The following is a 24,422-nucleotide window of genomic DNA, read 5'->3' as shown; positions in this document are numbered from 1 at the left end:
AAGGATCTGTATGACGGAAGAAGTTCCTGAGCGTGAAGCTAGAGCTTTTGACACTTTACAAGGAACTACTATTTTCATTACGCAACGTGATGGCGCATTCTATGCTTATCAAAACTTATGCCCTCACTTGCAAACAGAGCTTGAATATTTAGAAAATCAATTTCTTGATCAAGACCAAGAATATATTCAATGTTCTACCCATGGTGCTTTATTTACTGTGGAAACAGGCGAATGTATCTCAGGACCATGTTTAGGTGATTTTTTAAATAAAGTTGAGATTAAAGTACATTCAGATGGCGGTATCTATATCGTAGACTGAAGCGATAAACATTAGAGTTTCTGCCATGGCTGATTTCTTTTTCAATTATTATCTTATGCCATTTCACTTAAGTGTAGTGGCTTTGATATTACTCAGCGTGGTAGAAACCATTGGTATGTATATTGGACTTCGTCCAAGTCAATTACTCAAAAAAATTGCGCCTGTTTGGCTTTCTAACTCGCCACTACTTAACGTTAAATTTTCTAAAGCTTTAATTTTCGTTTTTTTACTTATCAATTTTAGTTTTGCAGGCTATTTTTTACAGCTCTCTTTCTTTGCAATCCAGCATTATTTTATTTCACCATTTTATTTAATCGTCCCAGCCCTTGTCATCGCAATCTTTTTTACTGTATTCATGATTCACTGCCTTGACCAAGTAATTAAACCAAAGCTTACTCATACAAACTATAATCTTTTAGGACGTTTAGCGACAGTTTCCAGTGGTAATGCTAGACCTGGGTTTTCTGCCCAAGCGCGTGTGCGTGATGAATTCGGCCAGCTACATTACGTTCAAGTCGAACCAGAATACGGCGAACTCGAATTATACTCTCAAGTTATCCTTGTGAGAGTGCATAAAAGCCATTATGTAGCCAAGAAAATTTCTATATCAAACGATCTTTTCGCCCCCGATTAAACTCTTACTACTATTCTATTTACTTACTGCTTTTAGCAGGCTTTATTACGCCTATATTTTATTATTTTCTTTTTAATTAATTATTTATTATTCCAACCATTTTAGTTTGAAATATAACTTATAAATATAATATACAACTATTTTAGTCGGTATTAAATTAAAACAAACTATTTTAATCAACTTAATATTTTTATTTACAACTGTTTTAGTAGGATTTAATAATCAATTCAGACTATTTTAGTATAGTATTTATTTTAAAATATTAAGTAATTGTTTTATATAAATTAATTATTTAAATATTCATTTAAAATATATTTAATGTTTATTTTTATTATATTTTGATTAATAATAAAATTAATATCAAATGAGGTTTAATTTATGAGCCTTAATTTTAAAAATCTTAATGGTCGTTTAGTTAAAGAAATCACTATTATTCTAATAATAAAAATAGTGCTTCTCTTAACGATCAAACATATTTGGTTTGATGCTCCCACCATCCCCAAAAATTTTGACAATCAGGTCGCCGAGCATATTGCTGGCGATAACATTTCCCACATTAAGGAGACACGTTGATGATTTCTGAAAGCGTGGTTGATCTTTCGCGGTTTCAATTTGCGATGACCGCAATGTATCACTTTCTTTTCGTCCCTTTAACTCTAGGTTTGGCATTTATCCTTGCCATCATGGAAACCACTTATGTCATTTCTGGTAAAGAAATTTACAAAGATATGACTAAATTTTGGGGAAAATTATTTGGTATTAACTTTGCTTTAGGGGTAACAACTGGCTTAACAATGGAGTTCCAATTTGGAACAAACTGGGCTTATTACTCACACTATGTAGGTGATATTTTTGGTGCTCCATTAGCAATTGAAGGCCTTATGGCATTCTTTCTTGAGTCTACATTTATTGGTTTATTCTTCTTCGGATGGGACCGTTTAAGTAAGGTTCAGCATCTAGGCGTAACGTGGTTAGTCGCTCTCGGTTCCAACATGTCAGCACTCTGGATTTTAGTGGCGAATGGTTGGATGCAAAACCCAGTAGGTGCTACATTTAACTTTGAAACGATGCGTATGGAGTTAGTTGATTTCGGCGCGCTGATCTTTAACCCTGTAGCTCAGGTGAAATTCGTGCATACCGTTTCTGCGGGCTATGTAACTGGTGCAATTTTTGTACTCGCCATCTCAAGCTATTACTTACTTAAAAAACGTGATCTTCCTTTCGCACGCCGCTCTTTTGCAATTGCTGCCATTTTCGGTCTCGCATCTACACTTTCAGTGATTTTGTTAGGTGATGAATCTGGCTATGAGCTCGGTGATGTTCAAAAAACTAAACTCGCTGCGATCGAAGCCGAATGGGATACTCATCCTGCTCCTGCTCCGTTTACTTTGTTTGGTGTACCAAACCATGAAGAGATGCGGACAGATTACGCAGTTAAAATTCCATATGCATTAGGTTTAATTGCAACTCGTTCAACAACCAAAGAAGTTACTGGTCTTAAAGATCTCATGCAACAACACGAAGTTCGTATTCGCAACGGTATGCTTGCCTATGCTGAACTTGAAAAATTGCGTGCAGGTGATCGCTCACCCGAACTATTGGCTTCTTTTGAAAAAAATCAGAAAGATTTAGGTTATGGCCTACTTCTTAAGAAATATGCACCCAATGTAGTTGATGCAAGTGAACAAAATATTAAAGCTGCTGTAAAAGATACTGTTCCAAATGTTACAGCGTTATTTTTCTCTTTCCGTGCAATGGTTGCCTCTGGTTTCTTAATGCTACTACTCTTCATTTTAGCGACTTGGGCTGTAGCAAAAAGAAATGCTGAAAATAAACCTTGGCTTCTGAAATATGCATTGTTTGCTCTACCGCTTCCTTGGATTGCTGCACAAACTGGTTGGTATGTAGCTGAAGGCGGTCGTCAACCGTGGTCTATTGGTGAAATCTTACCAACTCACCTCTCTACTTCTAGTTTAAGTACTGGTGACGTATGGGGTTCAATTATTGCGCTAGCAGCGTTCTACACCGCTCTTTTGATTATTGAAATGTATTTAATGATTAAGTTTGCGCGCTTAGGACCAAGCTCTCTACACACTGGCAAATATCATTTTGAAAAGCAAGAACCAAAAGCAGCTGTTAATGGGGAGGCCTTATCATGATTGAATATGAATTATTAAAAATCATTTGGTGGGTGTTAGTTGGTGTACTACTCATAGGCTTCGCACTTACCGATGGCTTTGATATGGGGTCTATGGCTCTTATGCCTTTCGTTGGAAAAACTGATAGCGAGCGCCGTGCTGCAATCAATACAATTGCCCCACATTGGGATGGTAATCAGGTCTGGTTTATTACGGCGGGTGGTGCACTATTTGCTGCATGGCCAATGGTCTACTCAGTCGCTTTCTCAGGCATGTACTGGGCACTCTTATTAGTTCTATTTGCACTCTTCCTACGACCAGTAGGTTTCGATTATCGCTCTAAACTTGAAAATACCAAATGGCGTAACTCTTGGGACTGGGGTCTGTGCATCGGTGGTGCTGTTCCAGCGCTTGTGTTTGGTGTGGCCTTCGGTAATTTATTTTTAGGCATTCCTTTTAGTTTAGATAGCACATTACGCTCTGAATATACAGGCAGCTTTTTTGCCCTTCTTAACCCCTTTGCTCTAGTTTGCGGTGTGGTAAGTCTGTCTATGCTGTGTGCACATGGCGGTGCATGGCTCATGCTGCGTACTGATGAAGCTTTAAAACAGCGCTCTGCCAAAGCCACTCAAATTATGGCAATTATCTTTTTAATTTGTTTCCTTGTAATTGGAGCATGGCTCTATTTCGGACAAGTTCCAGGTTATAGCTATGCTGTTGCTATAGATTCAAATGCTGCGCTTAACCCTTTAGCTAAAGAAGTGATTACCAATAGCAATCCAGGTTGGATGAACAATTACAGCACCTATCCAGTGACTAAAGTTGCCCCTGTTCTTGCCATAATAGGCGCAATCATTGCAATTTTTGCATCTTCAAAAGCAAAAGCAGCTCTAAGTTTTACTGGGACAAGTTTAATGATTGTTGGAGCAATTTTAACTGCTGGTTTTGCCCTATTCCCATTTCTACTTCCATCTAGTATCAATCCTAACTCTAGCTTGACGATGTGGGATGCTGTATCAAGTCACCTTACTTTAGGCGTTATGACAGTTGCTGCCTGCATTTTTGTTCCCCTTATTTTGATCTATACCAGTTGGTCTTATTACAAAATGTGGGGAGTCATCACTAACAAACATATCGAGTCAAACTCGCATAGCTTGTATTAAGGAGAAAACTATGTGGTATTTCGCATGGATCCTAGGCATTTTGATGGCATGTTTTGCGGGTGTACTCAGCGCGCTTTATATCGAACATCATCAAGATTTAGATGAGGAATAAATGATGGCAAAAGCAATGACAGCATCAAATCATCGAAAAGCTCAAGCATTTGCAATGGCCCTTTCTTTTCTGTTGGCATTGCCGCTTGCTGCAATTTTGTTAGTTTACCCTTCACTCATGCTTGATGCTAACGGACACTACAATCATAGCCAACTTATGCTGGTGATGATTGGTATATCTGGTGGATTTATTTACGGAGTAGGTTTCGTACCCAACTTCTGGTTATGGAAATGGCTATTTAGCCCATGGGTGGCTTGGCCTCTCATGCTTTTAGGCTATTACATCTGGTTTCTAACCTAAATTAAAAAGACCTCATCTGAGGTCTTTTTTCATCTCGATTAAATTAATAGGTACTAATATTAAATTAATTTGATTGTTCAGCTAACCATGCCATAAATTTTTGACGCTCAGCTTTAGAAGCTTTTTGCCAAGTTTCTACTAAACGTTGATCATTCGTTTGGGCTACACCCGTTACTGGCATAGATGTTGGAGCTGGTACAGCCACCTGAACAGAAGTAGGTTTAGCAGAGGCATACACTGCCTCAGGCTGCGATTTAGATGATTTAGTCGTAAAGTCAGTGACTTTTCCTAATAAACCCGTTGCAAACCATGGTTTTGCCTCATTGTTTGCACCAGTTTGTTGTACGATCAATTCATTATTTGCGCTATACAAAGCCACAGTTGGTTGCTCAGCATATTTCTTTGCTTGTTCAAATTGCTTTGGTGCATCTACCATTCTGAGCTTATAAGTTTGCCCATCTTTGAGAGCCGGAGTTTGAATTGTGACTACACCAGATTTAACAATGTCATGCTCTCCGCTTAAATGTTCAAAGTATTCTTGGTAACGCACACTTAAGCTTGTTTCACCAGCATCGACTTTATAATTATTTTTAGATGAACGAAATAACCCAGAGTTGACTTCCTGACCATTCACCGCAAGGATTACAATTTCCTCTGGTGCTGTAATTGTAACTGCTGAAAATACCGAACCGCTGAGTAATAAACCAATTGCAGCAACACCTAATCTTAAAGTCATCTGTCTCTTTCTCTGTGTTTGATAAGCTATTAAATCATGAGCAATATGCAATATGATTGTGACTATTTTATGACAAAGCAGTTATCGACTAATTTCTTGATTTATTATTTTGAAATATGCATTTGAATTTCATAAATTTTTGTTTTATGTATTCCTCCTATTCATTCTAAAAACATAAAAAAAGCACCTAAAATAGGTGCTTTTTTTAATTTCAATTAAATTAATTGAAAGTTTTGAAACGATCAGCATCATTAATAAATGCTTTTTCACCTGCTGGTGCTTCAACCGAACCAAATACTAATTGAGCACGTAATTTCCAAGTTGCAGGAACATCAAATGCTTCAGCTGCGTCTGCATCGACAATTGGGTTATAGTGCTGTAAAGATGCACCTAAACCAAGCTCTGAAAGCGCAGTCCAAGTTGCAAATTGAGCAATTGCACTTGAGTGTTCAGACCATACAGGGAAATTGTCTGCATATAGTTCGAATTGCTCTTGTAAGCTTTTAACAACAGCTTGGTCTTCATAAAATAAAACCGTGCCAACACCCGCTACAAAGCTATCAATTTTTGCATTTGTACCAGCAAAAGCTTCTGCAGGAACAATTTTACGCAAAGCTTCACGAACTAAATTCCAGAATTTAGCATGAGATTCACCGTATAGTGTCACTACACGTGAAGATTGTGAGTTAAAAGCTGAAGGACTATGTTTAACTGCTTCACGGATAGTTTCTTCAATTTTAGTGCGATCTAATGCAACGTTTTTACCAATTGCATAAATTGTACGACGGTTTTTAATTTTATCTAAGAAAGTAGACATTTTGTTATTTCCTACCTATTGATTTGACCAAGGGTCGTTGTTTGGGAATGAGTACAGTGTATTAAAGTCATTTTTCATAATCAGCATTAAAAATATGACAGTTCGTTTTATTTTCGCAACAATAATAAAAGATATACATATAAAAAAAGCTTCACGATTTAGTGAAGCTTTTTAGGGTTACCAAGCAATTTACTTATCAGTTTCAAACAGCGCAGCAACAAAAGATTTAGCCGAGAATGGTCTTAAATCATCAATTTTTTCACCTACACCAATAAAACGAATTGGCACATGGGTACGACTTGCAATATTAAAGAGCACACCGCCTTTCGCAGTTCCATCCAGTTTGGTAATGGTAATACCCGTTAAACCTACAGCTTGATCAAACTCTTGTACTTGGTTAATGGCGTTTTGACCTGTTCCTGCATCTACTACCAACATAATTTCATGAGGTGCAGTTGCATCAATTTTTTGCATAACACGTTTAACTTTTTTGAGCTCTTCCATCAAGTTACTCTTATTATGTAAACGCCCTGCCGTATCCGCAATTAATACGTCAATTCCTTTAGCACGAGCACTTTCAAAGGCATCAAAAATAACAGAAGCACTATCAGCTCCATGACCTTGCGCTACTACAGAGATATCGTTACGTTCACCCCAGATCTGTAATTGCTCAGTTGCTGCAGCGCGGAATGTATCACCAGCAGCTAACATCACTTTTTTACCTTCACCTTGTAAACGTTTCGCCAACTTACCAATTGTTGTAGTTTTACCCACTCCATTTACCCCAACCATCAAAATCACATAAGGTGATTTATTAGGGTCAATATGTAATGGCTTAACACGTGGAGCCAACAAAGCAACTAACTCTTCTTGTAACGCTTTATATAAAGAGTGGGAATAGATCAAATCACCACGAGCTGTACGCTCTGTTAAATTGGTAATGATGGTTTTAGTTGCTTCAACACCAATGTCTGCAACCAACAATTGCTCTTCGACTTCTTCAAGTAACTCATCGTCAATTTCCTTTCCACCAATCAAGATATTGACCATACCATCAGCGAAATTACGACGAGTTTTGGTTAAGCCTTCTTTCATCCGGCCAAAAAAACCAGTTTTTGGTTGTTCAGCCGCTGTTTCTGTAGAAGCTACTTCTTCTTTGGCTACTTCAATATTTTCTTGTGATTTAGCAGGAGATTCAACGATGGGAACATCGATAGCAGGTAAATTAGGTAATGTGACATCGTCATCACCGATCTCAGCATCTATCAAGAATTTATTTTGCATATTCGATTGTTGCTCCATGCGGATTCCTTGAAAAGCAGCGCGTTTAAAAAGATAAAGTTTAGCATAAATTCAAAATTTTGCCTGCCACAATAGTGCTCAAAAAGCTTTGGAAACCAAGATTTAGCCTGATTACCCTATTTACTGAGTATCTTCCTGAGCAAGTGCTGGATATTGTCTAATATGAGCACCTTCAAATTGATATGCATGCATTAACTTTAAATACTCTGCTCTATGAATTTCTGATTGAGCTATTAACAGCTCAGCCATATCCTGAGTTTTAGGATAAGTAGCTTGATGAGAGAGTTGTATAATTCGTTGATATTGTTCCGGACTAATAGGCCGAAGTAATGCTAAATATGACAGCACAAAAATACAGCCAATGACAATAACCACAAATAGGTTAAAACATTGATCAACTTTTAACTCAGATTTTAATTTAAGAAAATTTTGTTTGAATATGAGCATGACCTACCTCGAATTAGTGTAGTGTAGGGTTCAATACTCATAAGCACAAGATCAAACATCCAGTAAGGCCAAGAATCGTACCTTACTGGATAATAATACTTAGCTTATTAGTGAACGAATGACGGAAAAGTATAAAATTGCTGCAATAATCACCAAGACTAAAAACATCGCAAAAATACTTAACCCTTCTTCAGCATCGGCTGGATGCAATTCGTCTTCGTCGGCAATTTTTCTCAGTTCACCATCATAAACTTGATAAAACCAGTTTTTTTGTGCAGGTTCCAAATGCCGTGCAAAGTCAAATACTCTTTTGCGCTGAGCAAGACAATAATCCCCTAAATGGATCTCTTGATGAAAGATCGCTTCATCTAATAGTTTACGATGATAATGGGCTAGTTCTATGATTTGTTCCTCTCTAGGTGGAGTATCAAAAACAAAGCCATCGATAGTATTTGTCATATTTTATTCTCCTTGTCTTTTATTCTCATATTGATTTTACTCAAAATTATTTGTGAATAATGTTTAATCATGTATCCTAATAGTGAATTAACTGGTATGCACCAATAGTTGACAAATCCATTAATTTGTAATATTAGTTTAATAATTCTAAGTTAAATTAATTTAAAGGCAGCGGTCTTTAGAAAAAGTAATCATAATTACAATAAGGAGTTTTCTATGATTCAACGTATCTCTCATCATGATTTAGAACATGTGTACGCAACTGCAGTAAACACGATTCACTCTCAAATGAATTTTCAGGATGCAGTTGCACAGTTAGAAGAAGTTGCTCGCGCTGGGCACGGTAAAGCTGCTCTGTTTTTAGCAGAATTGTATTATCAAGGTTTCCGTGTTGAGCGTGACTCACTTAAAGCACAATATTGGCAAAAGTTAGCCACAATGCAAGCATAAAGAAACGTCACCTAGGTGGCGTTTTTTTACGTCTGGAAATAAGTAAAACTAGCAATTTATCTAAAGCTTTACTTCGCCACTTCAGTCGTGGCTCAGGTGGCGTTTTTACGCTGTAAAAATTTTCTATAAATATAATTCACTACGCAACGTTCTAACCGTTTGAAGTAAAGGACATGAATTTCACAGTTGGAATATTTGTTTACGATTTGATACCTGTTTAAACTGAAATGTCATCTGATTTTTTTATAATAAGCAAGACAAGTTAGAACCTTTAAATTCACAATGAAAAGTTTAAGTAATCTACAACCGGTTTCAAGAGACTTGATGATTAAGATTTATATTTTAAGAACCATGATGTATTGCGGGGTTCTTTGGGGATTATTTCATCAAGGATGGGCAATTAAATCAGATCAGGAAGACTTTATTTTTCCTTTTTGGCTTAATGGTTTGCAGGCACATCGCTACGCAAAAGAGCATTGGCCACATTACAAGCCAAGAAGAATTACACCTAAAGATTTCCATGAGTCTTTATTACCAACTTTAACTCGACTCAACGTTACTCCTGCTTTGTTTAATTCATCTCATAGAAAATTAAAGTTATCTACTCAGCAAATGCAGCATTTCTTTTTCAAACATCCGAATTGGCAAGGAGCGTAAACTTTTCTTTAGGTGCTTAATCTCTATTAGAATGCTTTTTGAACGTTTGAATGTAAAACTTGTATTTGAATGACTATCCAGTCTTTGCATTTTTATAAAATCAAGCTAATTTAAAACAAAATGATAAAACACAGGACAGAAGAAATGACAATCGTTGCACAAGTAATCAAGAACAAAGCAGAGCAAGATATTTTTACAATTTCTCCAGAAGCCACTGTCCTTGAAGCAATTAAGATTATGGCGGATAAAGGAATTGGTGCGCTCGTCGTAGCTGAGGGGGAAAAAGTTGTCGGAATTTTGTCTGAACGTGACTACACGCGAAAAGTAACGCTTATGGAACGTTCATCATATAGCACTACAGTCGCTGAAATTATGACATCCAAAGTACTTACGGTAAGCTTAAATAACACGGTTGAAGAATGTTTGCAGCTTATGACAGATCGTCATTTACGTCACTTGCCTGTACTAGACAATGAAAAATTAGTTGGTTTTATCTCTATTGGTGACTTGGTAAAAGCTGCAATGGAAGACCAGAAAAATCTCATTGAACAATTAAAACAGTACATCTCCGGTTAATTATTTCATATAAAAAATGGGCATTTATATGCCCATTTTTTATTGATATAAAATTTAAAGATAGTTATTAATTAAAGCGACTAAACGCTCTAGCAAGTCATCAGCTTGTGCTTGAGTCATGTTAATTGGTGGCAATAAACGCACTACTGAACCAGCTGTAACATTAATAATAAGCTTATGTTGATCACGAGCAATTGCAACGAGCTCAGCACAGTCTTTAGGCAATTGAATACCAATCATCATACCAAAGCCACGTACTTGCACATTTTTATCTGCCAATTGCGCACGTAATTGATAAACAATATAACCACCAACAACTGCCGCATTTTCTACAGCATTCTCTTTTTGGATTGTATCAATTACTGTATAAACCACACGAGAACCTAGCACCGTGCCACCATAAGTAGACCCATGGCTACCAGGTCCTAATAAGCCAACAGCTTTACCTTGTGTCATTACAGCACCTACTGGAAAGCCATTACCAAGGCCTTTCGCAGTCGTCAAAACATCGGGCACAATGTTTGTATGCTGATAAGCAAAATACTTACCGGTACGGCCGTTACCTGTTTGAATTTCATCTAGCATCATTAGCCAGTTATGTTGATTACATATGGTGCGGACTTCTTCAAGATAGCTAAAGCCTTGAGGTGCTGTATTAATACCACCCTCACCTTGAATAGGTTCAATCAAAATCGCAACAATATCTGGGTGCTGCAAAGCAGCTTCTTGAATTGCTTCTACATCACCAAATGGCACACGAATAAAATCATTGGTTAAAGGAGCAAAACCATCTTGTACTTTCTTATTACCAGTAGCTGAAAGTGTTGCTAAAGTACGACCATGAAATGATTGCTCTGCCACAATTATCTTTGGGGAGCTTACACCTTGTTGAGTACCAAATTTACGAGCAATTTTAATGGCGCCTTCATTTGACTCCGCACCACTGTTTGAAAAGAAGATCTCTTCCATCCCTGAAACTTCAGCAAGCTTCTGAGCAGCAGCCGTTTGCCAAGGAATCTCAAATAAGTTACTTGTATGCACAAGTGTTGCAGCTTGTTCAGCAATTGCTTCTGCAATGACTGGATGCGCATGACCTAAACCACATACAGCAATACCGGTTAAAGCATCTAAATACTCTGTACCATCTTCGGTATATAGATATGCCCCTCGGCCTCGTACAAAACTGATCGCTTGGCGACCATAAGTAGCCATTAAATGTGATGGTTGATCAGGTTGTATTGGAGCTAGGGTAATATCATTCATAACGAACTCTGTCTGTATGAGGTTTTAAGAAGGGTTTATATAAGCAAAAACTGGCTCTGATGAAAAGTCTCATCACTCATTTATCTAAAATTTCGTCCGCTTTTTGTTATCGCTTCGGTTTATACAATAAAATATTGAATATTCAATGCAACTTTAAGTAATCAGGTGGTTTGCAAAGCGATGTAAACACCCCCTATAATGCTGCTAGATTAGTTGAGGATCTCTTTATGACTGAACAAGCACGTGATACTGAAGCGTTAATCCGCGATCAAATTGCGAAGCATCCCGTTTTACTTTACATGAAAGGCACTCCACAGTTTCCACAATGTGGTTTCTCTGCACGTGCTGTAGAGGCGCTCAGTCAAATTGGTCGTCCATTTGCATATGTAAATATTTTGGAAAACCCTGATATTCGTGCAACATTACCAAAAATTGCGAACTGGCCAACATTCCCGCAACTTTGGGTAAATGGCGAACTTATTGGCGGTAGCGATATCATGCTTGAAATGTTCCAAAATGGTGAATTAAAACCATTAGTTGAACAATACAGTGCAGCGCCAGAAGCGTAAATAATAAAAAAGCCAATCAATAGATTGGCTTTTTTTATACTCTCAATTTTAACGATCACTTACCCCGACATAGCGAAATAAATTTTCCACACCTAAATCAGATTTTAAAATAATTAGATTTTCATAAGTTGTTGTCGTGAGAGCTTCAAAAATATTCATATTCGGATCTTCGTGCAACTCATCCACATTTTGATCCATACACTCTTCAAATCGATCAGCAATAAATTCAAACCCCAAATCCATAGCAATAAATAAAGTATGTTCACATGGCTGAATATATTGTTCTTGCGCCCAGTCAATTATTGCTTGTTTGCAAAATGGACATTCAATATTCGCAGAAGCATCGTTAAGTTCAATTAATTGATAGTGCATTAGATTTGAAAAGAATAGAAAATTGTAGTGTAAAAGAAATTAATTGAAAGTTCTAGAAAAGGCTAGAACCACTCATCAAAAAAACACATAATAAAATTACATTGTAATGACAATATAATTTCAAATTCTCAGTTAAAGGAAATATCTTAGTATATGTTTTAATTACAAAAAATTTAGTTTAAGAATTATCGTTGCAAAAATAATAATGTAAAATCATGGTTGTTGCAGAAATAGGATATTTTAATGCTCACTGATCTTGATGATTTTTATTGTTTTGCTCTCGTCGTTGAGCATGGTGGTTTTAGTGCCGCTGAGCGTGTAACGGATATACCAAAATCAAAACTAAGTCGTCGCGTATATAGCCTAGAAGAAAACTTAGGCGTTCGCCTGATTCAACGCAGCTCTCGTCATTTTGCTGTTACAGATATTGGGATGGATATTTATAGACATGCTCAAGTCATGATGAATGCTGCACAGGCCGCTCATGATTTGGTTGATCATTTAAGTATTCAACCTAGAGGTGTTGTAAAGGTTAGTGTTCCTGTTGATATTGCTCAAAATCAACTGCCTAAAATTTTGCCTGCTTTCTTAAAAAAATATCCAGAAATTCGTTTGCAACTTATGGTCAGCAATCGTCGAGTAGATGTCATTAATGAAGGAATTGATATTGCTTTACGTGTTCGCTCAAAACTAGATGATGATCCAAGTTTAGTTCTTAGACAGTTTGCACTTATTGAACAGAGTCTATTTGCAAGTCAAGCATATCTAAATGAATTTGGAGATATAAAAAATCCAGAACAACTTAGTGAGCATCGCATTTTAAGTTTGTCAGAAGAGCATCTTGATCAACAATTCCTTTTGCATGGTCCAGACAATCAGCAAAAGAAAATCAAAGTTAGCCCAATCGTAATGGGTACAAATATCCATATGTTGGCGCAATTAGCAAGTCAAAACTGTGGGATCGCTTTACTACCTGAGAGCGCAGCAGAAGATTTTCTAAAATCTGGACAACTTGTACAAATTTTACCAGATTGGAAAGCTCCTCACGGTATATTACATGCCGTATATCCATCACGCCGAGGGTTACTACCTGCTGTACGAGTATTTATTGATTATTTGGTAGAACATCTTTCTGAGCATTAAAATGAATTAAAATAAAAAAGTTCGATAATTATCGAACTTTTTATTTTTTTAAATTGCAGGATAATTTCCTACACCTTCAGGCCAAGGTGTTAAGAGTTCAAAGCCAGTGTCAGTTACAGCAACCATATGTTCCCATTGCGCAGATAACGAAAGATCTTGAGTAATAACTGTCCATCCGTCATTTAACTCTTTAACCTGTGGTCTACCTGCATTAATCATCGGTTCAATCGTAAAAACCATACCTTTTTTTAATACTAAGCCTTGTCCACGCTGTCCATAATGTAGAACATTGGGTTGTTCATGATAAACCTTACCAATCCCATGACCACAATACTCTCGAACAATACTATACCCTTCTCGATGAGCAACTGACTGAATAGCATAACCAATATCGCCTAGTGTAGCTCCTGGCTTAACAGCATGAATCCCAGCAACCATCGCTTCATAAGTTGTATCAACAAGTTTTTTTGCTTGCAGGTTTACATCACCTACAAAATACATGCGGCTCGTATCACCAAAATAGCCATCTTTAATAATTGCGACATCAATATTAATAATATCGCCATCTTTTAAAATCTTATTCGGTGACGGAATTCCATGGCAAACTACTTCATTTACTGATGTACATATTGTTTTAGTAAAACCATGATATCCCACATTCGCAGGAATAACTTTTAGAGTATTTACAATATAGTCATTACACAGGTTATCTAAATATTCAGTAGATACACCCGGTTTAATATATGCCCCTATCATTTCTAAAACTTGTGCAGCCAAGCGTCCAGAAATTCTTAACTTTTCCAGATCTTGTTCAGTTTTTATTGTAACAGTAGAAGCTCTCATTCAGTTTTATCCTCGTAGACACTGCTTTTTACCACGCCTACAAAAATGTAAGTTAATTTAGAATATTCTAGAACGGATATAGGATAGGCTGGAAGCATTAAATGCCCAAATATTCAACATTCATAATAGAAATTCTTACTTTTATTTTTGCATAATTTCTTTAAAAAGTCAGAGACAAAAAATGATTTCCTAATTTCTTTCAATGGTTTTTCAAATACATACCTTAACCAGTTGATATTTTTAATATCTATTAAAGGTTTTTATGCTTTGAAAAAAATCTTTTTCACATAAAATACCGCTTGATCATGCTCTCGTTTGCTCTAAAATTCCTTCTTTTTTATTAATTTTAATTTATGCAACATCTTCGTACTGGAGATATTATTGCCCTAGGTTTTATGACCTTTGCTCTTTTTATTGGGGCTGGTAATATTATCTTTCCTCCCATTGTCGCTCAACAAGCCGGTGATCATGTATGGCTAGCCGCTATAGGCTTTTTGATTACTGCAGTTGGTCTACCTGTAATTACCATCATGGCACTCTCTCGTATGCAGGGTTCCATTGAAATTATTAGCTCTCCTCTTGGTCGAGTAGCAAGTCTGATTTTAACCGTTGTTTGTTATTTATCAGTAGGCCCTTTATTTGCTACCCCACGTACAGCTACTGTTTCTTATGAAATTGGTTTTTCATCTTATTTTGGAACATCAAGTAGTAGCCTTTTAATTTACAGCGCAATTTATTTTTCATTTGTAACTGTAGTTTCACTTTATCCAAACAAGTTATTGGATACTGTTGGTCATGTGCTTGCTCCGCTAAAAATTATTGCTTTAGCAATTTTAGGTATTGCAGCAGTTATGATCCCAGCGGGTTACGTCCCTGCTCCAATCAACCATTACGTTGAATCTCCAGTTTCGGAAGGTTTCGTAAATGGTTATCTCACTATGGATACTTTAGGCGCACTAGTATTCGGTATCGTAATTATTCAAGCGATTTATTCGCGTGGTGTTACCGATAAAAAATTAGTCACTAAGTATGCGATTATTGCCAGTCTTATTTCTGGTGCAGGTCTTACTTTAGTCTATTTAAGCTTATTCAAATTAGGTGTAGGTAGTCATGAAGTAGCACCAAATGCAGCAAATGGTGCAGTAATTTTACATGCGTATGTTCAACATGCTTTTGGCAATATGGGTTCATTATTCTTAACTGGACTAATTTTTCTAGCATGTATGGTGACAGCGATTGGCTTAACTTGTGCTTGCGGTGAGTATTTTGCTCAGTTAACTAAGTTGCCTTACAAACTTTTAGTATTCATTTTAGTTGGTTTCTCTTTCATTATTTCTAATCTTGGATTAACCAAACTTATTGCTGTATCAGTACCTGTTTTAAGTGCAATTTATCCACCAGCAATTGTTGTGATTATGCTGAGCTTCTTTTGGAAATTTTGGCACAAACCCTCTTTTATTGTCGGTTCAGTAACAAGTATTGCTTTAATTTTCGGTATTATTGACGGTATTAAAGTTGCTGGTTTTGGTGATTATTTACCTAATTTTCTTCAACATTTACCTTTAAATGAACAAAACTTAGCTTGGTTGATCCCATCTTTAGTTGTTCTCGCAATTACCGTAATTATCGACAAAGTTAAATTTAAAAACATTTAATCTAGTGTCTATTTTGAAATCGAGTTTTACCCAAACATGATTTTATATATTGAATAAAATGCTGAGTTTACCCAACCGGCATTTTATTTCCACACTACTTTCAATGACAAATCAACTATAGATATAATCAGTTTTTACTGTAAAATTACACTAAAATAATTTTTAGCTTACTAGGAAAGAAGAGCAACAATGAAAAGTAAATATTACCTAACACAAGCAGATGCAGAGTTTTTAATGGAAGAAGCTCAAAAATATGCAATTGAACACAACTTTAAAGTCAGTATCGCTATTGTTGATGAAACAAGTTCTCTACTGTTGATGAAACGTTTAGATGGTGCTTCACCTTTATCCTCACATTTATGCTTAGAAAAAGCAAAATGCTCTTCAATATCAGGTAGACCTTCAAAATTTTATGAAGAACTTCTGCAAAGTGGACGCTTAGGTTTTTTAAGTATGCCTAGTGCTCAAGGAATGTTAGAAGGTGGAAAACCCATTATTTATGACGGGCAAATTTTAGGGGCGATTGGCGTTTCTGGTGTCCAATCTTTTGAAGATGCAGAAATTGCTCAACATGCGATTGATACATTTTTAAAAAAACAAAACAGCTAAACTGAAATGATAGAAAAGAGAAATTATTATACTTTTCATTAAAATATTTTCTCTTTTCTAAAATATTAAGTATTTTATACAAAAATATTTAATATTTACTTTTTTAATACCTTAACCATTTATAAACATAGAGTTTTTTATAAAACTGTTCAAAAAATTTTCTATTCACTATTGAATTGAATTAAAAATAGAAGTACAACATTAAACTTATTCTTGACTAAAACATTCGGTTTTAGCGTAACCACAAGGAGGGATGGAGATGTTATCATTACATTTCAACAAACAAGTCTTCATTAACACTCTGAACAGCAAAGATTCAGTTGTTTATGGAGTAACACCGCTTGCTCTTATGCTGACTTTACTGTTTCAAGGTATGATTAAAGGAAATCTGAAACCCGAATACTTTATGTATGCGATGGTTGTTTCTTTCATATTTTGTGTGTGGGCCTTTGTCGACCATAAGATGCGAAAACTAGCTAAAAGACGTCTTAGTCAACAAAACTTTAATACTTAAAAAATGGATGAGCAATCATCCATTTTTATACATCCAAAAATAAAAAAATTGTTCCGATAACTAAAATAGCTGTAGCTAATAATTCAGTCAAAATTAATCCCACCATCATTAAAGTCATCATCCATGAAGGTAAGCTTAAACGACCTAGCTTGTGAGGACGTTTGAATTGATTTGTTGTGTCCTGTAAATAGCCATGTATGATATAAACCAGAATTGAAAAACTAAAAAATAGAATATTTGCGAACACACACCATAAAGTAATATTTTCATTTAAAACAGTAAAATAGCTTAATACAGCTAAAATTAGGCTAGCAGCTGCATATAACAAACTACTTCGATGAGCGATATCCACATAATAATGAGCACGACTTAATTCTGAACGGCGTATTTGCCAATATTTCCATACCCCAGTTAACATCCCTATCCATAAAAATACGCCACTAAACACAATTGCAAGCTGTACAGCTTTCGATAAATCCATCTTTTTTCCAATTATTCGTTTTATTGAAAATTTAATGAGCTATATAACATAAATATTGACTTTGCAGTCACATTTTAATCAAGTTTCATTTTGGAACTCATGTAAATTTAAAGTCATCAATAAACCAATCTTTACTTAATATTATGGATAACACTTTTGAATCATTTTGGATGACCTGCAAAGACGGTTATCAACTTGCAGCACATTTTTATCCAGCTCAATCAAAAAAAATAGCAAATCCCGTGTTGATCTGTCCGGCAACAGGTATTACCAAAAACTTTTATCATTCTTTTGCTAACTGGTTAAGTCATCAAGGCTATGATGTATTAAGCTTTGATTTCCGTGGAATTGGAGATTCATTGCATGGGCCGTTAAAGCAAAGTACTGCAAGTATTAATGATTGGGGAACTCTTGATATCCCTTGTGCAATTGATACTTTACTGGGGAAAACCGAAGCACAGCAAGTTACTCTTCTTGGCCATAGTGCTGGAGGACAGTTATTAGGAATTGTGCCTAATTTTCATAAAGTAGCAAAAGTTATCGCGGTCGCGGGTTCCACTGGCCATGTAAAAGGTCTTAAAGGTAAAACCAAGTTTTTAGCACCAGTAATGTTCAATGTCATCTTTCCAATTTCTAGTGCTATTAAAGGTTATGGTGCTACTCAATTTATTGGAATGGGAGAAAACTTACCTAAAAAAGTCGCCCAACAATGGCGAGAATTTTGCAGCTATCCTGGCTATGTGAAAAATGCTATTGGTAAAACAATCCACCATGATTTTCATACTGAAATTATCTGCCCTATTACTTCCATTTGGGCAAGTGACGATGAAATTGCAACCAAGCGTAACGTTGAAGATTTATTAAAACTCTATCCTAATGCACCCACAAAAATGCTAGAGCTGAATCCCATGAAACTTGGGCATAAATCAATTGGGCACATGCTAATGTTTAAAAAATCACATCAAAATTTATGGTCACTTTTAGAAAAAGAAATCCAACACTAATCTATGGATCTTTTACTTTTGCCTCTATACCCGTAATCCGGTATAGAGGTTTTTTTTTAATATTAATACCCAATTTTTTTTATAAAGTTACCTTATTAACCTAATAATTATCATAGAAAATTAAAATATATTAATCACCTATTCCTTTGTATTAAAAACAAGCATTTTTTACGTAAATACGTCGATATAGCTTTAAAGTTCTGCTATCGTTATTTATACGAAGCTGTTGTTTAAAAACGGTTAAACTAACCTATTTTAATACAAACAGCTTCTTTTTTTCTGTTTAGCTAAACCAAAGAAATTGTTCAAGGATAAGTATGCTAGCACTAGAGCCTCGACATATTCATATGAATCAACATGCTGTTGATAAAAAGCATGCATTACAGTGTCTAGTAGATATATTGGTAAAAGATGGGTTAGTTACACCTGACTACATTACAGGACTCATCAATCGAGAACAGCAAAGTGCCACCTATTTAGGTCAAGGTATTGCTATTCCCCACGGCACCCCCCAATCTCGCGAATTTATTTTAGAAACAGGTATCCGTTTAGCTCATTTTCCAGAAGGAATTATATGGGATGGTGAAAACAGAATTTATTTAGCTGTCGTGATTGCAGCAAAATCTGATGAACATTTACAAGTTCTACAAATATTAACTAGAGCTTTAATGCATGATGTAAGTGAACAGGTAAAAAATGCTAAACAACCTGAACAAATTATTGAAATCTTACAAGCTCAACCATTATCTCTAACTTTGCATGAAAATTTAATTCAAACTGAAATTGAATCTCAAGATATTGAAGATTTATTTTGGTCTGCATCTCAGATTCTAAAAAAACACAATTTCGTAAAGTGCGGTTTTCTAAGTTCACTTGACCCTGATCAAGTTATTCAACTACAAGATCAAATCTGGTCTATTTCAAGCAGTAAGTTTGTTCAACAACCAGCAATCAGTATTGTAAAGCCCCGCCATGCTTTAGACCTAGGCGGACAAAAATTAAATACGCTAGTTTGTATAGCTGCCAATGAACAATTAGATAGCCAGAGATTTAATCGACTGATTGATATTCTGTTTAATCCAGAGCAAGTTGCACAATTAGACCAAACACAAGCACCAAATGAAATTGCTAAAATCATTGGTGCAGATGTTATTCCCGATTGGCCCCACCGTTCTGTTGTACTCGCTAATGCACATGGATTACATGCTCGACCAGCAACTCATTTAGTAAACTTAACAAAAAGTTTTCAAGGTGATATCCAAGTCGCAGTAGATGAAGGCAATTTTGTTTCAGCTAAAAGTTTGACACGTCTCTTAGCTTTAGGTTGTAAACGCGGCCAAACTTTACGTTTCATTGCTGAACCAGAAACGGATGCAGTTGAAGCTTTAGATAAAGTTATTCTGGCAGTGCAACAAGGCTTAGGTGAAGAAGTTGAACCTATACAATCTTCAGACATCAAAGTAGAGCAATCTAGTGAAATCCCAAGCCATTCAAAACCACTTAGCGCAAATACAGGAATTGCTGCTTCAAGCGGTTTAGCTTTTGGCCCTGTACATGTAATTAAACCTAAGGTTTACCAATATGAACGCATGGGCTTAAGTGTCAAAGCAGAAAAAGAAAAACTTGATATTGCACTTCACGCAGTTAAAAACAATATTCACCAAGTTATTGCAAAATCTGAAGTGGCTGAAATTAAGCAAATCTTCCAAGCACATTTGGAAATGCTTGATGACCCAGATCTTATTAATGGTGTTTATCAAAAGATTAACCTAAATCTTTCTGCTCCTGCTGCTTGGCATGAGCATATTGAAGCAGCAGCCAAAGAGCAAGCAGCTTTACCAGATCGATTACTGGCTGAGCGTGCTACAGACCTACGTGATATTGGTGATCGCGTTTTGGCTCAACTCTGCGGTGAGGTCATCATCGAAGAACCTAAAGAACCTTATATATTGATTATGTATGACGTCGGACCAAGTGATGTAGCCCGCCTTAATAAAGATCGTGTAGCAGGTATTTTGACCGCCGTAGGTGGTGCAAGCGCTCATAGTGCCATTGTTGCTCGTGCTTTAGGTATCCCTGCAATTGTTGGCGCTGGTGATCAAGTACTAGATATTGAGCAAAAAAGTTCTCTTTTAATTAATGGAGATACCGGAGCTTTTATCTTAAATCCTAATGCTCAACAAATCGAACAAGCGAAACAAGAGCGAGAGCTTCAGAAAAAAATTCGTGAAGAAGCTGAACGTCATAGCCAAGAACCTGCAATTACTCTGGATCAACACCAAATCGAAATTGCTGCCAATTTAGGAAAAGTTCAAGCGACCCCTCATGCAGTAGAATGTGGTGCCGAAGCAATTGGCCTACTTAGGACTGAACTTGTTTTTATGGCCCATAGTAGCGCTCCGAGTGAAGCTACCCAAGAAGCAGATTATCGCATCGTTTTAGATGCTCTTGCAGGCCGTCCCCTCGTAGTACGTACGCTAGATGTAGGTGGTGACAAACCACTCCCTTACCTTCCAATTGCTGAAGAAGAAAACCCATTTTTAGGATTGAGAGGTATTCGTTTAACGCTAAGACAGCCAGAGCTGTTGCGTCAACAACTTATTGCTCTGCTTAAAGCTGCAGATGACCGCCCTTTAAGAATTATGTTTCCAATGATTGGACGTGTAGAAGAATGGCGTGCTGCAAAAGCTATTCTTGATGAAGTTAAAGCGACATATCCATGCGCCGACTTACAAGTTGGGATCATGATTGAAGTTCCTTCTGCTGCTTTACTTGCACCTATCCTCGCGCAAGAAGTGGACTTTTTCAGTATCGGAACAAATGACTTAACTCAATATACATTAGCCATTGATCGTGGACACCCTATTCTATCGGCTGAAGCAGATGGGCTACACCCAAGTATTTTGCAATTAATTGATCAAACTGTAAAAGCTGCACATAAGTATGGCAAATGGGTTGGTATATGTGGTGAACTCGCAGCCGATCCAAAAGCTGTACCCATTCTAATGGGCTTAGGGGTGGATGAGCTTAGTATGTCACCGAATAGTATTCCTTTGGTTAAAGCCCAAATTCGTACACTTAACTACAGCCAAGCTCAAGTGCTTGCAAAGCGTGCACTTGAATGTGATAGCGCTACTGCTGTACGTCAGTTATCCGAACAAGAAATGTAAAAATTAGGAATGGTAATGGCTAAAGTTTTAACAATTACTTTAAATCCTGCAATTGATGTGACTATACAACTCAATGAGTTACAGATAGGTGAAGTAAACCGCCAACAATCTGTAGAAATACATGCGGCAGGCAAAGGTTTAAATATTGCACAAGTTTTAAAAGATTTGGGGCATGAGGTTGTTGTTTCTGGTTTTCTAGGAGCAACAAACAGACAGATTTTCGATGACCATTTTAAAGAAGCTCAATTTCAATCTGAATTTATTTATATTGAAGGTGAAACTCGCCAAAATATAAAAATTGCTGAACATTCAGGACGTATGACGGATTTAAATGGAAAAGGTTTTTTCGTATCTGAACTTGATAAGAAGCACCTCTTCCAAAAAATTGAAATGATTTTGCCTCTGGTAGATGTGGTTGCTATTGCTGGAAGCCTTCCGCAGGGATTTAGTGTTGATGAGTTAAAACAACTTATTAAACTCATTCAAGCGCAAGGGAAAAAAGTTGCACTAGATACAAGTGGTAAAGCGTTGGTTGCTGCCATTGAATGTCAGCCATGGATGATTAAACCAAATACAGATGAGTTAGTAGAAAGTTATCAGCTTCCTGCTACAACCTATGCTGAACAAAAAAAGCTTTTTGAAAACCTAGCCAAAATTGAACATGTCGTTATTTCAATGGGTGAAGACGGTGTAAACTGGTTACATGACACTCACCCACTTCATGCCACAGCACCTAAAGTAATAGTTAAAAGTACAGTTGGTGCGGGTGACTCTCTTTTAGCAGGTATGATTCATGGCTTATTGAGTGGCTTCTCTGCTGAAGAAACATTAAAAACTGCTACAGCAATTGCAAGTCACGCTGTAACACAAGTAGGCTTTCGTATTCCTAATGCTGAAAAGCTAAACCAATTAAAAGCCCAAACAACAATCAATTCATTGAGTGAATCTGATGCCAACTGCTAAACGTTTATTATTTGTTATTAATAGTCCGCAACAGCAAGTCAATGCTTTGATTTTAGCTCGTAAGCTTGCACAAGTCGCGTCCCAACAGGGTTATCAAAATAGCATTATTTCACTTGATGAATTCGAAGTGAATGAAAGCTTTGACCAAGTTATCGTTGTTGGACAACGCCCGAAAAATCTTAATATTTTTGGTACGCACCCTTTATCTTTTATTAATATTGAAGAGATCAAAAGTGATGCTCTGTCAGCTCTTCAAACTGCTTTAGATCATTTTAAATCTGCTCAAGACTGGCAAAATGATAATAGCTTATCAGCATCTACAGCTAAAAAATTTGTTGCGATCACTGCATGTCCTACGGGCGTTGCGCATACTTTTATGGCCGCCGAAGCTTTACAGCAAGGTGCAGAAAGACACGGTTATGATATTGAAGTAGAAACTCAAGGTTCCGTTGGCGCAAAAAATATCTTATCACCTCAAGCTATTGCTGATGCAGACATCGTTATTCTTGCGACTGACATTGAAGTTAATACAGACCGTTTTGTAGGTAAACGTGTTTATAGATGTAGTACAGGTTTTGCTCTGAAGCAAACAGATAAAGCGTTTGCTGAAGCAATCAGTAATGCGCAAGTTTTAGAACAAGGTAAGCAACAAACATCTACAGAAAATAAAGATAAAGCCGAAAAAGTTGGCGTATATAAACATCTCTTAACAGGTGTCTCTTATATGTTACCTATGGTGGTGGCAGGAGGTCTTTTAATTGCCCTCTCTTTATGCTTTGGTCTCAATGCAGCTGAGCAAGCAGGCAGCTTACCAGCCATATTAAAACAAATCGGGGCCGCAGCATTTATGCTTATGGTTCCAATGTTATCTGGTTATATTGCCTACTCAATTGCTGACCGCCCTGGTCTCGCACCTGGTTTAATTGGAGGCTTACTCGCTTCTCAGCTACAAGCAGGTTTTCTAGGAGGTATTGTCTCTGGTTTTCTTGCAGGCTATATCGCACTTTTTATTGCAAAAAAACTCAAACTTCCTACAAGTTTAGAAGCACTTAAACCCATTTTAATTATTCCATTATTAGGTACATTATTTGTTGGCCTTATCATGTTTTATGTGGTTGGACAGCCCGTAGCGCATATTTTTGAGCTAATGAAAGATTTCTTAAACAACATGGGTACAACAAATGCCGTGTTAATGGGAATTATATTAGCAAGTATGATGTGTATTGATTTGGGTGGTCCAATCAATAAAGCAGCTTACGCTTTTACTGTTGGATTACTGACAACAAATACTTATATGCCTATGGCAGCCACGATGGCCGGTGGTATGGTCCCTGCTCTTGGTATGGCTATTGCGACTTTCATTGCTAAAAATAAATTTAATACAGGAGAAAAAGATGCAGGTAAAGCAGCTTTTGTATTAGGTTTATGTTTTATTTCTGAAGGTGCTATTCCCTTTGCAGCTAAAGACCCTATGCGTGTTATTCCAACTTGTATTTTAGGTGGAGCTGTAACTGGCGCACTTGTTGCCTTGTTCCATTGTGAGTTAGTTACTCCTCACGGTGGTGTATTTGTTCTTTTAATTCCAAATGCAATTAATCATGCTTGGCTATACCTTGCTGCAATTGCTGCTGGTAGTATTGTTACAGGGATAAGCTATGCGATTGTTAAGAAAAAAATAGAAGAAAAAACTGTGACTGTTTCATAATTAAAAAGGGAGAATATAAAT

Annotated in this window: 28 protein-coding genes; 19 read left to right on the top strand and 9 right to left on the bottom strand. The window is 36.6% G+C overall.

Annotation, left to right across the window (positions count from 1 at the left end):
• Positions 1-10 precede the first annotated feature (10 nt).
• The 7 genes from J655_RS14815 to J655_RS14790 all read left to right on the top strand — a co-directional run bounded on the left by J655_RS14815 (position 11) and on the right by J655_RS14790 (position 4,666).
• Positions 11-319 carry a Rieske (2Fe-2S) protein gene (locus J655_RS14815; protein WP_002121079.1) on the top strand — a complete coding sequence of 103 codons (309 nt, stop codon included), beginning with the start codon at positions 11-13 and terminating at the stop codon, positions 317-319.
• A gap of 25 nt (positions 320-344) precedes the next feature.
• Positions 345-953: an OB-fold-containig protein gene (locus tag J655_RS14810; RefSeq protein ID WP_017480984.1), complete on the top strand. Its 609-nt coding sequence runs from the start codon at positions 345-347 to the stop codon at positions 951-953.
• A 378-nt stretch (positions 954-1,331) separates the two neighbouring features.
• A complete protein-coding gene (cydP, locus tag J655_RS14805; protein WP_005073962.1) occupies positions 1,332-1,526 on the top strand; it encodes a cytochrome oxidase putative small subunit CydP in 195 nt (64 codons plus the stop codon).
• Positions 1,526-3,112, top strand: coding sequence for a cytochrome ubiquinol oxidase subunit I (locus J655_RS14800; RefSeq protein WP_032042412.1), 1,587 nt, complete (start codon positions 1,526-1,528; stop codon positions 3,110-3,112). Before cydP ends, J655_RS14800 begins: the two co-directional genes overlap by 1 nt.
• Complete coding sequence (gene cydB / locus J655_RS14795) at positions 3,109-4,254, top strand: cytochrome d ubiquinol oxidase subunit II (protein WP_017480983.1); 1,146 nt, start codon at positions 3,109-3,111, stop codon at positions 4,252-4,254. Before J655_RS14800 ends, cydB begins: the two co-directional genes overlap by 4 nt.
• Before the next feature lie 10 nt (positions 4,255-4,264).
• Positions 4,265-4,366 carry a cytochrome bd-I oxidase subunit CydX gene (cydX, locus tag J655_RS0104550; protein WP_002120988.1) on the top strand — a complete coding sequence of 34 codons (102 nt, stop codon included), beginning with the start codon at positions 4,265-4,267 and terminating at the stop codon, positions 4,364-4,366.
• The gene (locus tag J655_RS14790) at positions 4,367-4,666 is read left to right on the top strand and encodes a cyd operon YbgE family protein (RefSeq protein WP_004791954.1); all 300 of its coding nucleotides are present in this window, start codon (positions 4,367-4,369) and stop codon (positions 4,664-4,666) included. It abuts the gene before it with no gap.
• A 64-nt stretch (positions 4,667-4,730) separates the two neighbouring features.
• Here J655_RS14790 and J655_RS14785 read toward each other — a convergent pair whose 3' ends face one another.
• The 5 genes from J655_RS14785 to J655_RS14765 form a co-directional block, all read right to left on the bottom strand.
• The gene (locus J655_RS14785) at positions 4,731-5,402 is read right to left on the bottom strand and encodes a DUF2057 domain-containing protein (protein WP_017480982.1); all 672 of its coding nucleotides are present in this window, start codon (positions 5,400-5,402) and stop codon (positions 4,731-4,733) included.
• A gap of 220 nt (positions 5,403-5,622) precedes the next feature.
• Complete coding sequence (locus J655_RS14780; RefSeq protein WP_002121011.1) at positions 5,623-6,219, bottom strand: nitroreductase family protein; 597 nt, start codon at positions 6,217-6,219, stop codon at positions 5,623-5,625.
• A 189-nt stretch (positions 6,220-6,408) separates the two neighbouring features.
• On the bottom strand, positions 6,409-7,521 hold the full coding sequence (gene ftsY, locus J655_RS14775; protein ID WP_005073955.1) for a signal recognition particle-docking protein FtsY: 1,113 nt from the start codon (positions 7,519-7,521) through the stop codon (positions 6,409-6,411).
• 120 nt (positions 7,522-7,641) lie between these two features.
• Positions 7,642-7,968, bottom strand: a complete 327-nt coding sequence (locus J655_RS14770) for a hypothetical protein (protein WP_002120920.1) — start codon at positions 7,966-7,968, stop codon at positions 7,642-7,644.
• A gap of 99 nt (positions 7,969-8,067) precedes the next feature.
• Positions 8,068-8,427 carry a hypothetical protein gene (locus tag J655_RS14765; RefSeq protein ID WP_002120892.1) on the bottom strand — a complete coding sequence of 120 codons (360 nt, stop codon included), beginning with the start codon at positions 8,425-8,427 and terminating at the stop codon, positions 8,068-8,070.
• A 216-nt stretch (positions 8,428-8,643) separates the two neighbouring features.
• Between J655_RS14765 and J655_RS14760 the strand changes: the two genes are divergently transcribed.
• The 3 genes from J655_RS14760 (at position 8,644) to J655_RS14750 (ending at position 10,110) form a co-directional block, all read left to right on the top strand.
• Positions 8,644-8,877, top strand: coding sequence for a hypothetical protein (locus J655_RS14760; RefSeq protein ID WP_002121063.1), 234 nt, complete (start codon positions 8,644-8,646; stop codon positions 8,875-8,877).
• Positions 8,878-9,159: 282 nt separating this feature from the next.
• Positions 9,160-9,534 (top strand): DUF2750 domain-containing protein, encoded by a 375-nt coding sequence (locus tag J655_RS14755; RefSeq protein WP_005802084.1) that lies wholly within the window; start codon positions 9,160-9,162, stop codon positions 9,532-9,534.
• 144 nt (positions 9,535-9,678) lie between these two features.
• On the top strand, positions 9,679-10,110 hold the full coding sequence (locus tag J655_RS14750; RefSeq protein ID WP_002121094.1) for a CBS domain-containing protein: 432 nt from the start codon (positions 9,679-9,681) through the stop codon (positions 10,108-10,110).
• A 54-nt stretch (positions 10,111-10,164) separates the two neighbouring features.
• Here J655_RS14750 and J655_RS14745 read toward each other — a convergent pair whose 3' ends face one another.
• Positions 10,165-11,373 (bottom strand): aspartate aminotransferase family protein, encoded by a 1,209-nt coding sequence (locus J655_RS14745; RefSeq protein ID WP_017480981.1) that lies wholly within the window; start codon positions 11,371-11,373, stop codon positions 10,165-10,167.
• A 227-nt stretch (positions 11,374-11,600) separates the two neighbouring features.
• On the opposite strand from J655_RS14745, the gene grxD reads away from it, so the two are divergent.
• Positions 11,601-11,942: a Grx4 family monothiol glutaredoxin gene (gene grxD / locus J655_RS14740; protein WP_002120913.1), complete on the top strand. Its 342-nt coding sequence runs from the start codon at positions 11,601-11,603 to the stop codon at positions 11,940-11,942.
• A gap of 48 nt (positions 11,943-11,990) precedes the next feature.
• On the opposite strand, the gene J655_RS14735 is transcribed toward grxD, so the two are convergent.
• Complete coding sequence (locus tag J655_RS14735; protein WP_002121003.1) at positions 11,991-12,314, bottom strand: hypothetical protein; 324 nt, start codon at positions 12,312-12,314, stop codon at positions 11,991-11,993.
• 243 nt (positions 12,315-12,557) lie between these two features.
• Between J655_RS14735 and J655_RS14730 the strand changes: the two genes are divergently transcribed.
• Positions 12,558-13,457, top strand: coding sequence for a LysR family transcriptional regulator (locus J655_RS14730; protein ID WP_032052612.1), 900 nt, complete (start codon positions 12,558-12,560; stop codon positions 13,455-13,457).
• A 48-nt stretch (positions 13,458-13,505) separates the two neighbouring features.
• Here J655_RS14730 and map read toward each other — a convergent pair whose 3' ends face one another.
• Positions 13,506-14,300, bottom strand: a complete 795-nt coding sequence (map, locus tag J655_RS14725; protein ID WP_032052611.1) for a type I methionyl aminopeptidase — start codon at positions 14,298-14,300, stop codon at positions 13,506-13,508.
• 353 nt (positions 14,301-14,653) lie between these two features.
• On the opposite strand from map, the gene brnQ reads away from it, so the two are divergent.
• The 3 genes from brnQ to J655_RS0104545 all read left to right on the top strand — a co-directional run bounded on the left by brnQ (position 14,654) and on the right by J655_RS0104545 (position 17,078).
• Entirely contained in the window at positions 14,654-15,955 is a 1,302-nt protein-coding gene (brnQ, locus tag J655_RS14720) for a branched-chain amino acid transport system II carrier protein (protein WP_002120935.1), read from the top strand.
• A 189-nt stretch (positions 15,956-16,144) separates the two neighbouring features.
• The gene (locus J655_RS14715; protein ID WP_014206963.1) at positions 16,145-16,564 is read left to right on the top strand and encodes a GlcG/HbpS family heme-binding protein; all 420 of its coding nucleotides are present in this window, start codon (positions 16,145-16,147) and stop codon (positions 16,562-16,564) included.
• Between the two features lie 259 nt (positions 16,565-16,823).
• A complete protein-coding gene (locus tag J655_RS0104545; RefSeq protein WP_032052610.1) occupies positions 16,824-17,078 on the top strand; it encodes a hypothetical protein in 255 nt (84 codons plus the stop codon).
• A gap of 25 nt (positions 17,079-17,103) precedes the next feature.
• Here the strand turns inward: J655_RS0104545 and J655_RS14710 are convergent, their stop codons facing one another.
• Entirely contained in the window at positions 17,104-17,559 is a 456-nt protein-coding gene (locus J655_RS14710) for a hypothetical protein (protein ID WP_032052609.1), read from the bottom strand.
• Positions 17,560-17,702: 143 nt separating this feature from the next.
• Here J655_RS14710 and J655_RS14705 point away from each other — a divergent pair, with 143 nt between their 5' ends.
• The 4 genes from J655_RS14705 to J655_RS14690 all read left to right on the top strand — a co-directional run bounded on the left by J655_RS14705 (position 17,703) and on the right by J655_RS14690 (position 24,401).
• A complete protein-coding gene (locus tag J655_RS14705; protein ID WP_032052608.1) occupies positions 17,703-18,563 on the top strand; it encodes an alpha/beta fold hydrolase in 861 nt (286 codons plus the stop codon).
• Between the two features lie 317 nt (positions 18,564-18,880).
• On the top strand, positions 18,881-21,733 hold the full coding sequence (gene ptsP / locus J655_RS14700; RefSeq protein WP_032042414.1) for a phosphoenolpyruvate--protein phosphotransferase: 2,853 nt from the start codon (positions 18,881-18,883) through the stop codon (positions 21,731-21,733).
• Between the two features lie 15 nt (positions 21,734-21,748).
• The gene (gene pfkB, locus J655_RS14695; RefSeq protein ID WP_032006459.1) at positions 21,749-22,696 is read left to right on the top strand and encodes a 1-phosphofructokinase; all 948 of its coding nucleotides are present in this window, start codon (positions 21,749-21,751) and stop codon (positions 22,694-22,696) included.
• Positions 22,683-24,401, top strand: coding sequence for a fructose-specific PTS transporter subunit EIIC (locus J655_RS14690; RefSeq protein WP_032042415.1), 1,719 nt, complete (start codon positions 22,683-22,685; stop codon positions 24,399-24,401). The genes pfkB and J655_RS14690 overlap by 14 nt, the downstream gene beginning before the upstream one ends.
• The last annotated feature ends 21 nt before the right edge of the window (positions 24,402-24,422 follow it).

This window comes from Acinetobacter sp. 1294243 (assembly GCF_000588015.1).
In the GTDB taxonomy this organism is placed as follows: domain Bacteria; phylum Pseudomonadota; class Gammaproteobacteria; order Pseudomonadales; family Moraxellaceae; genus Acinetobacter; species Acinetobacter pittii.
The sequence above is the reverse complement of the archived record's forward strand: the minus strand, read 5'-3'. Positions and strand labels throughout refer to the sequence as shown.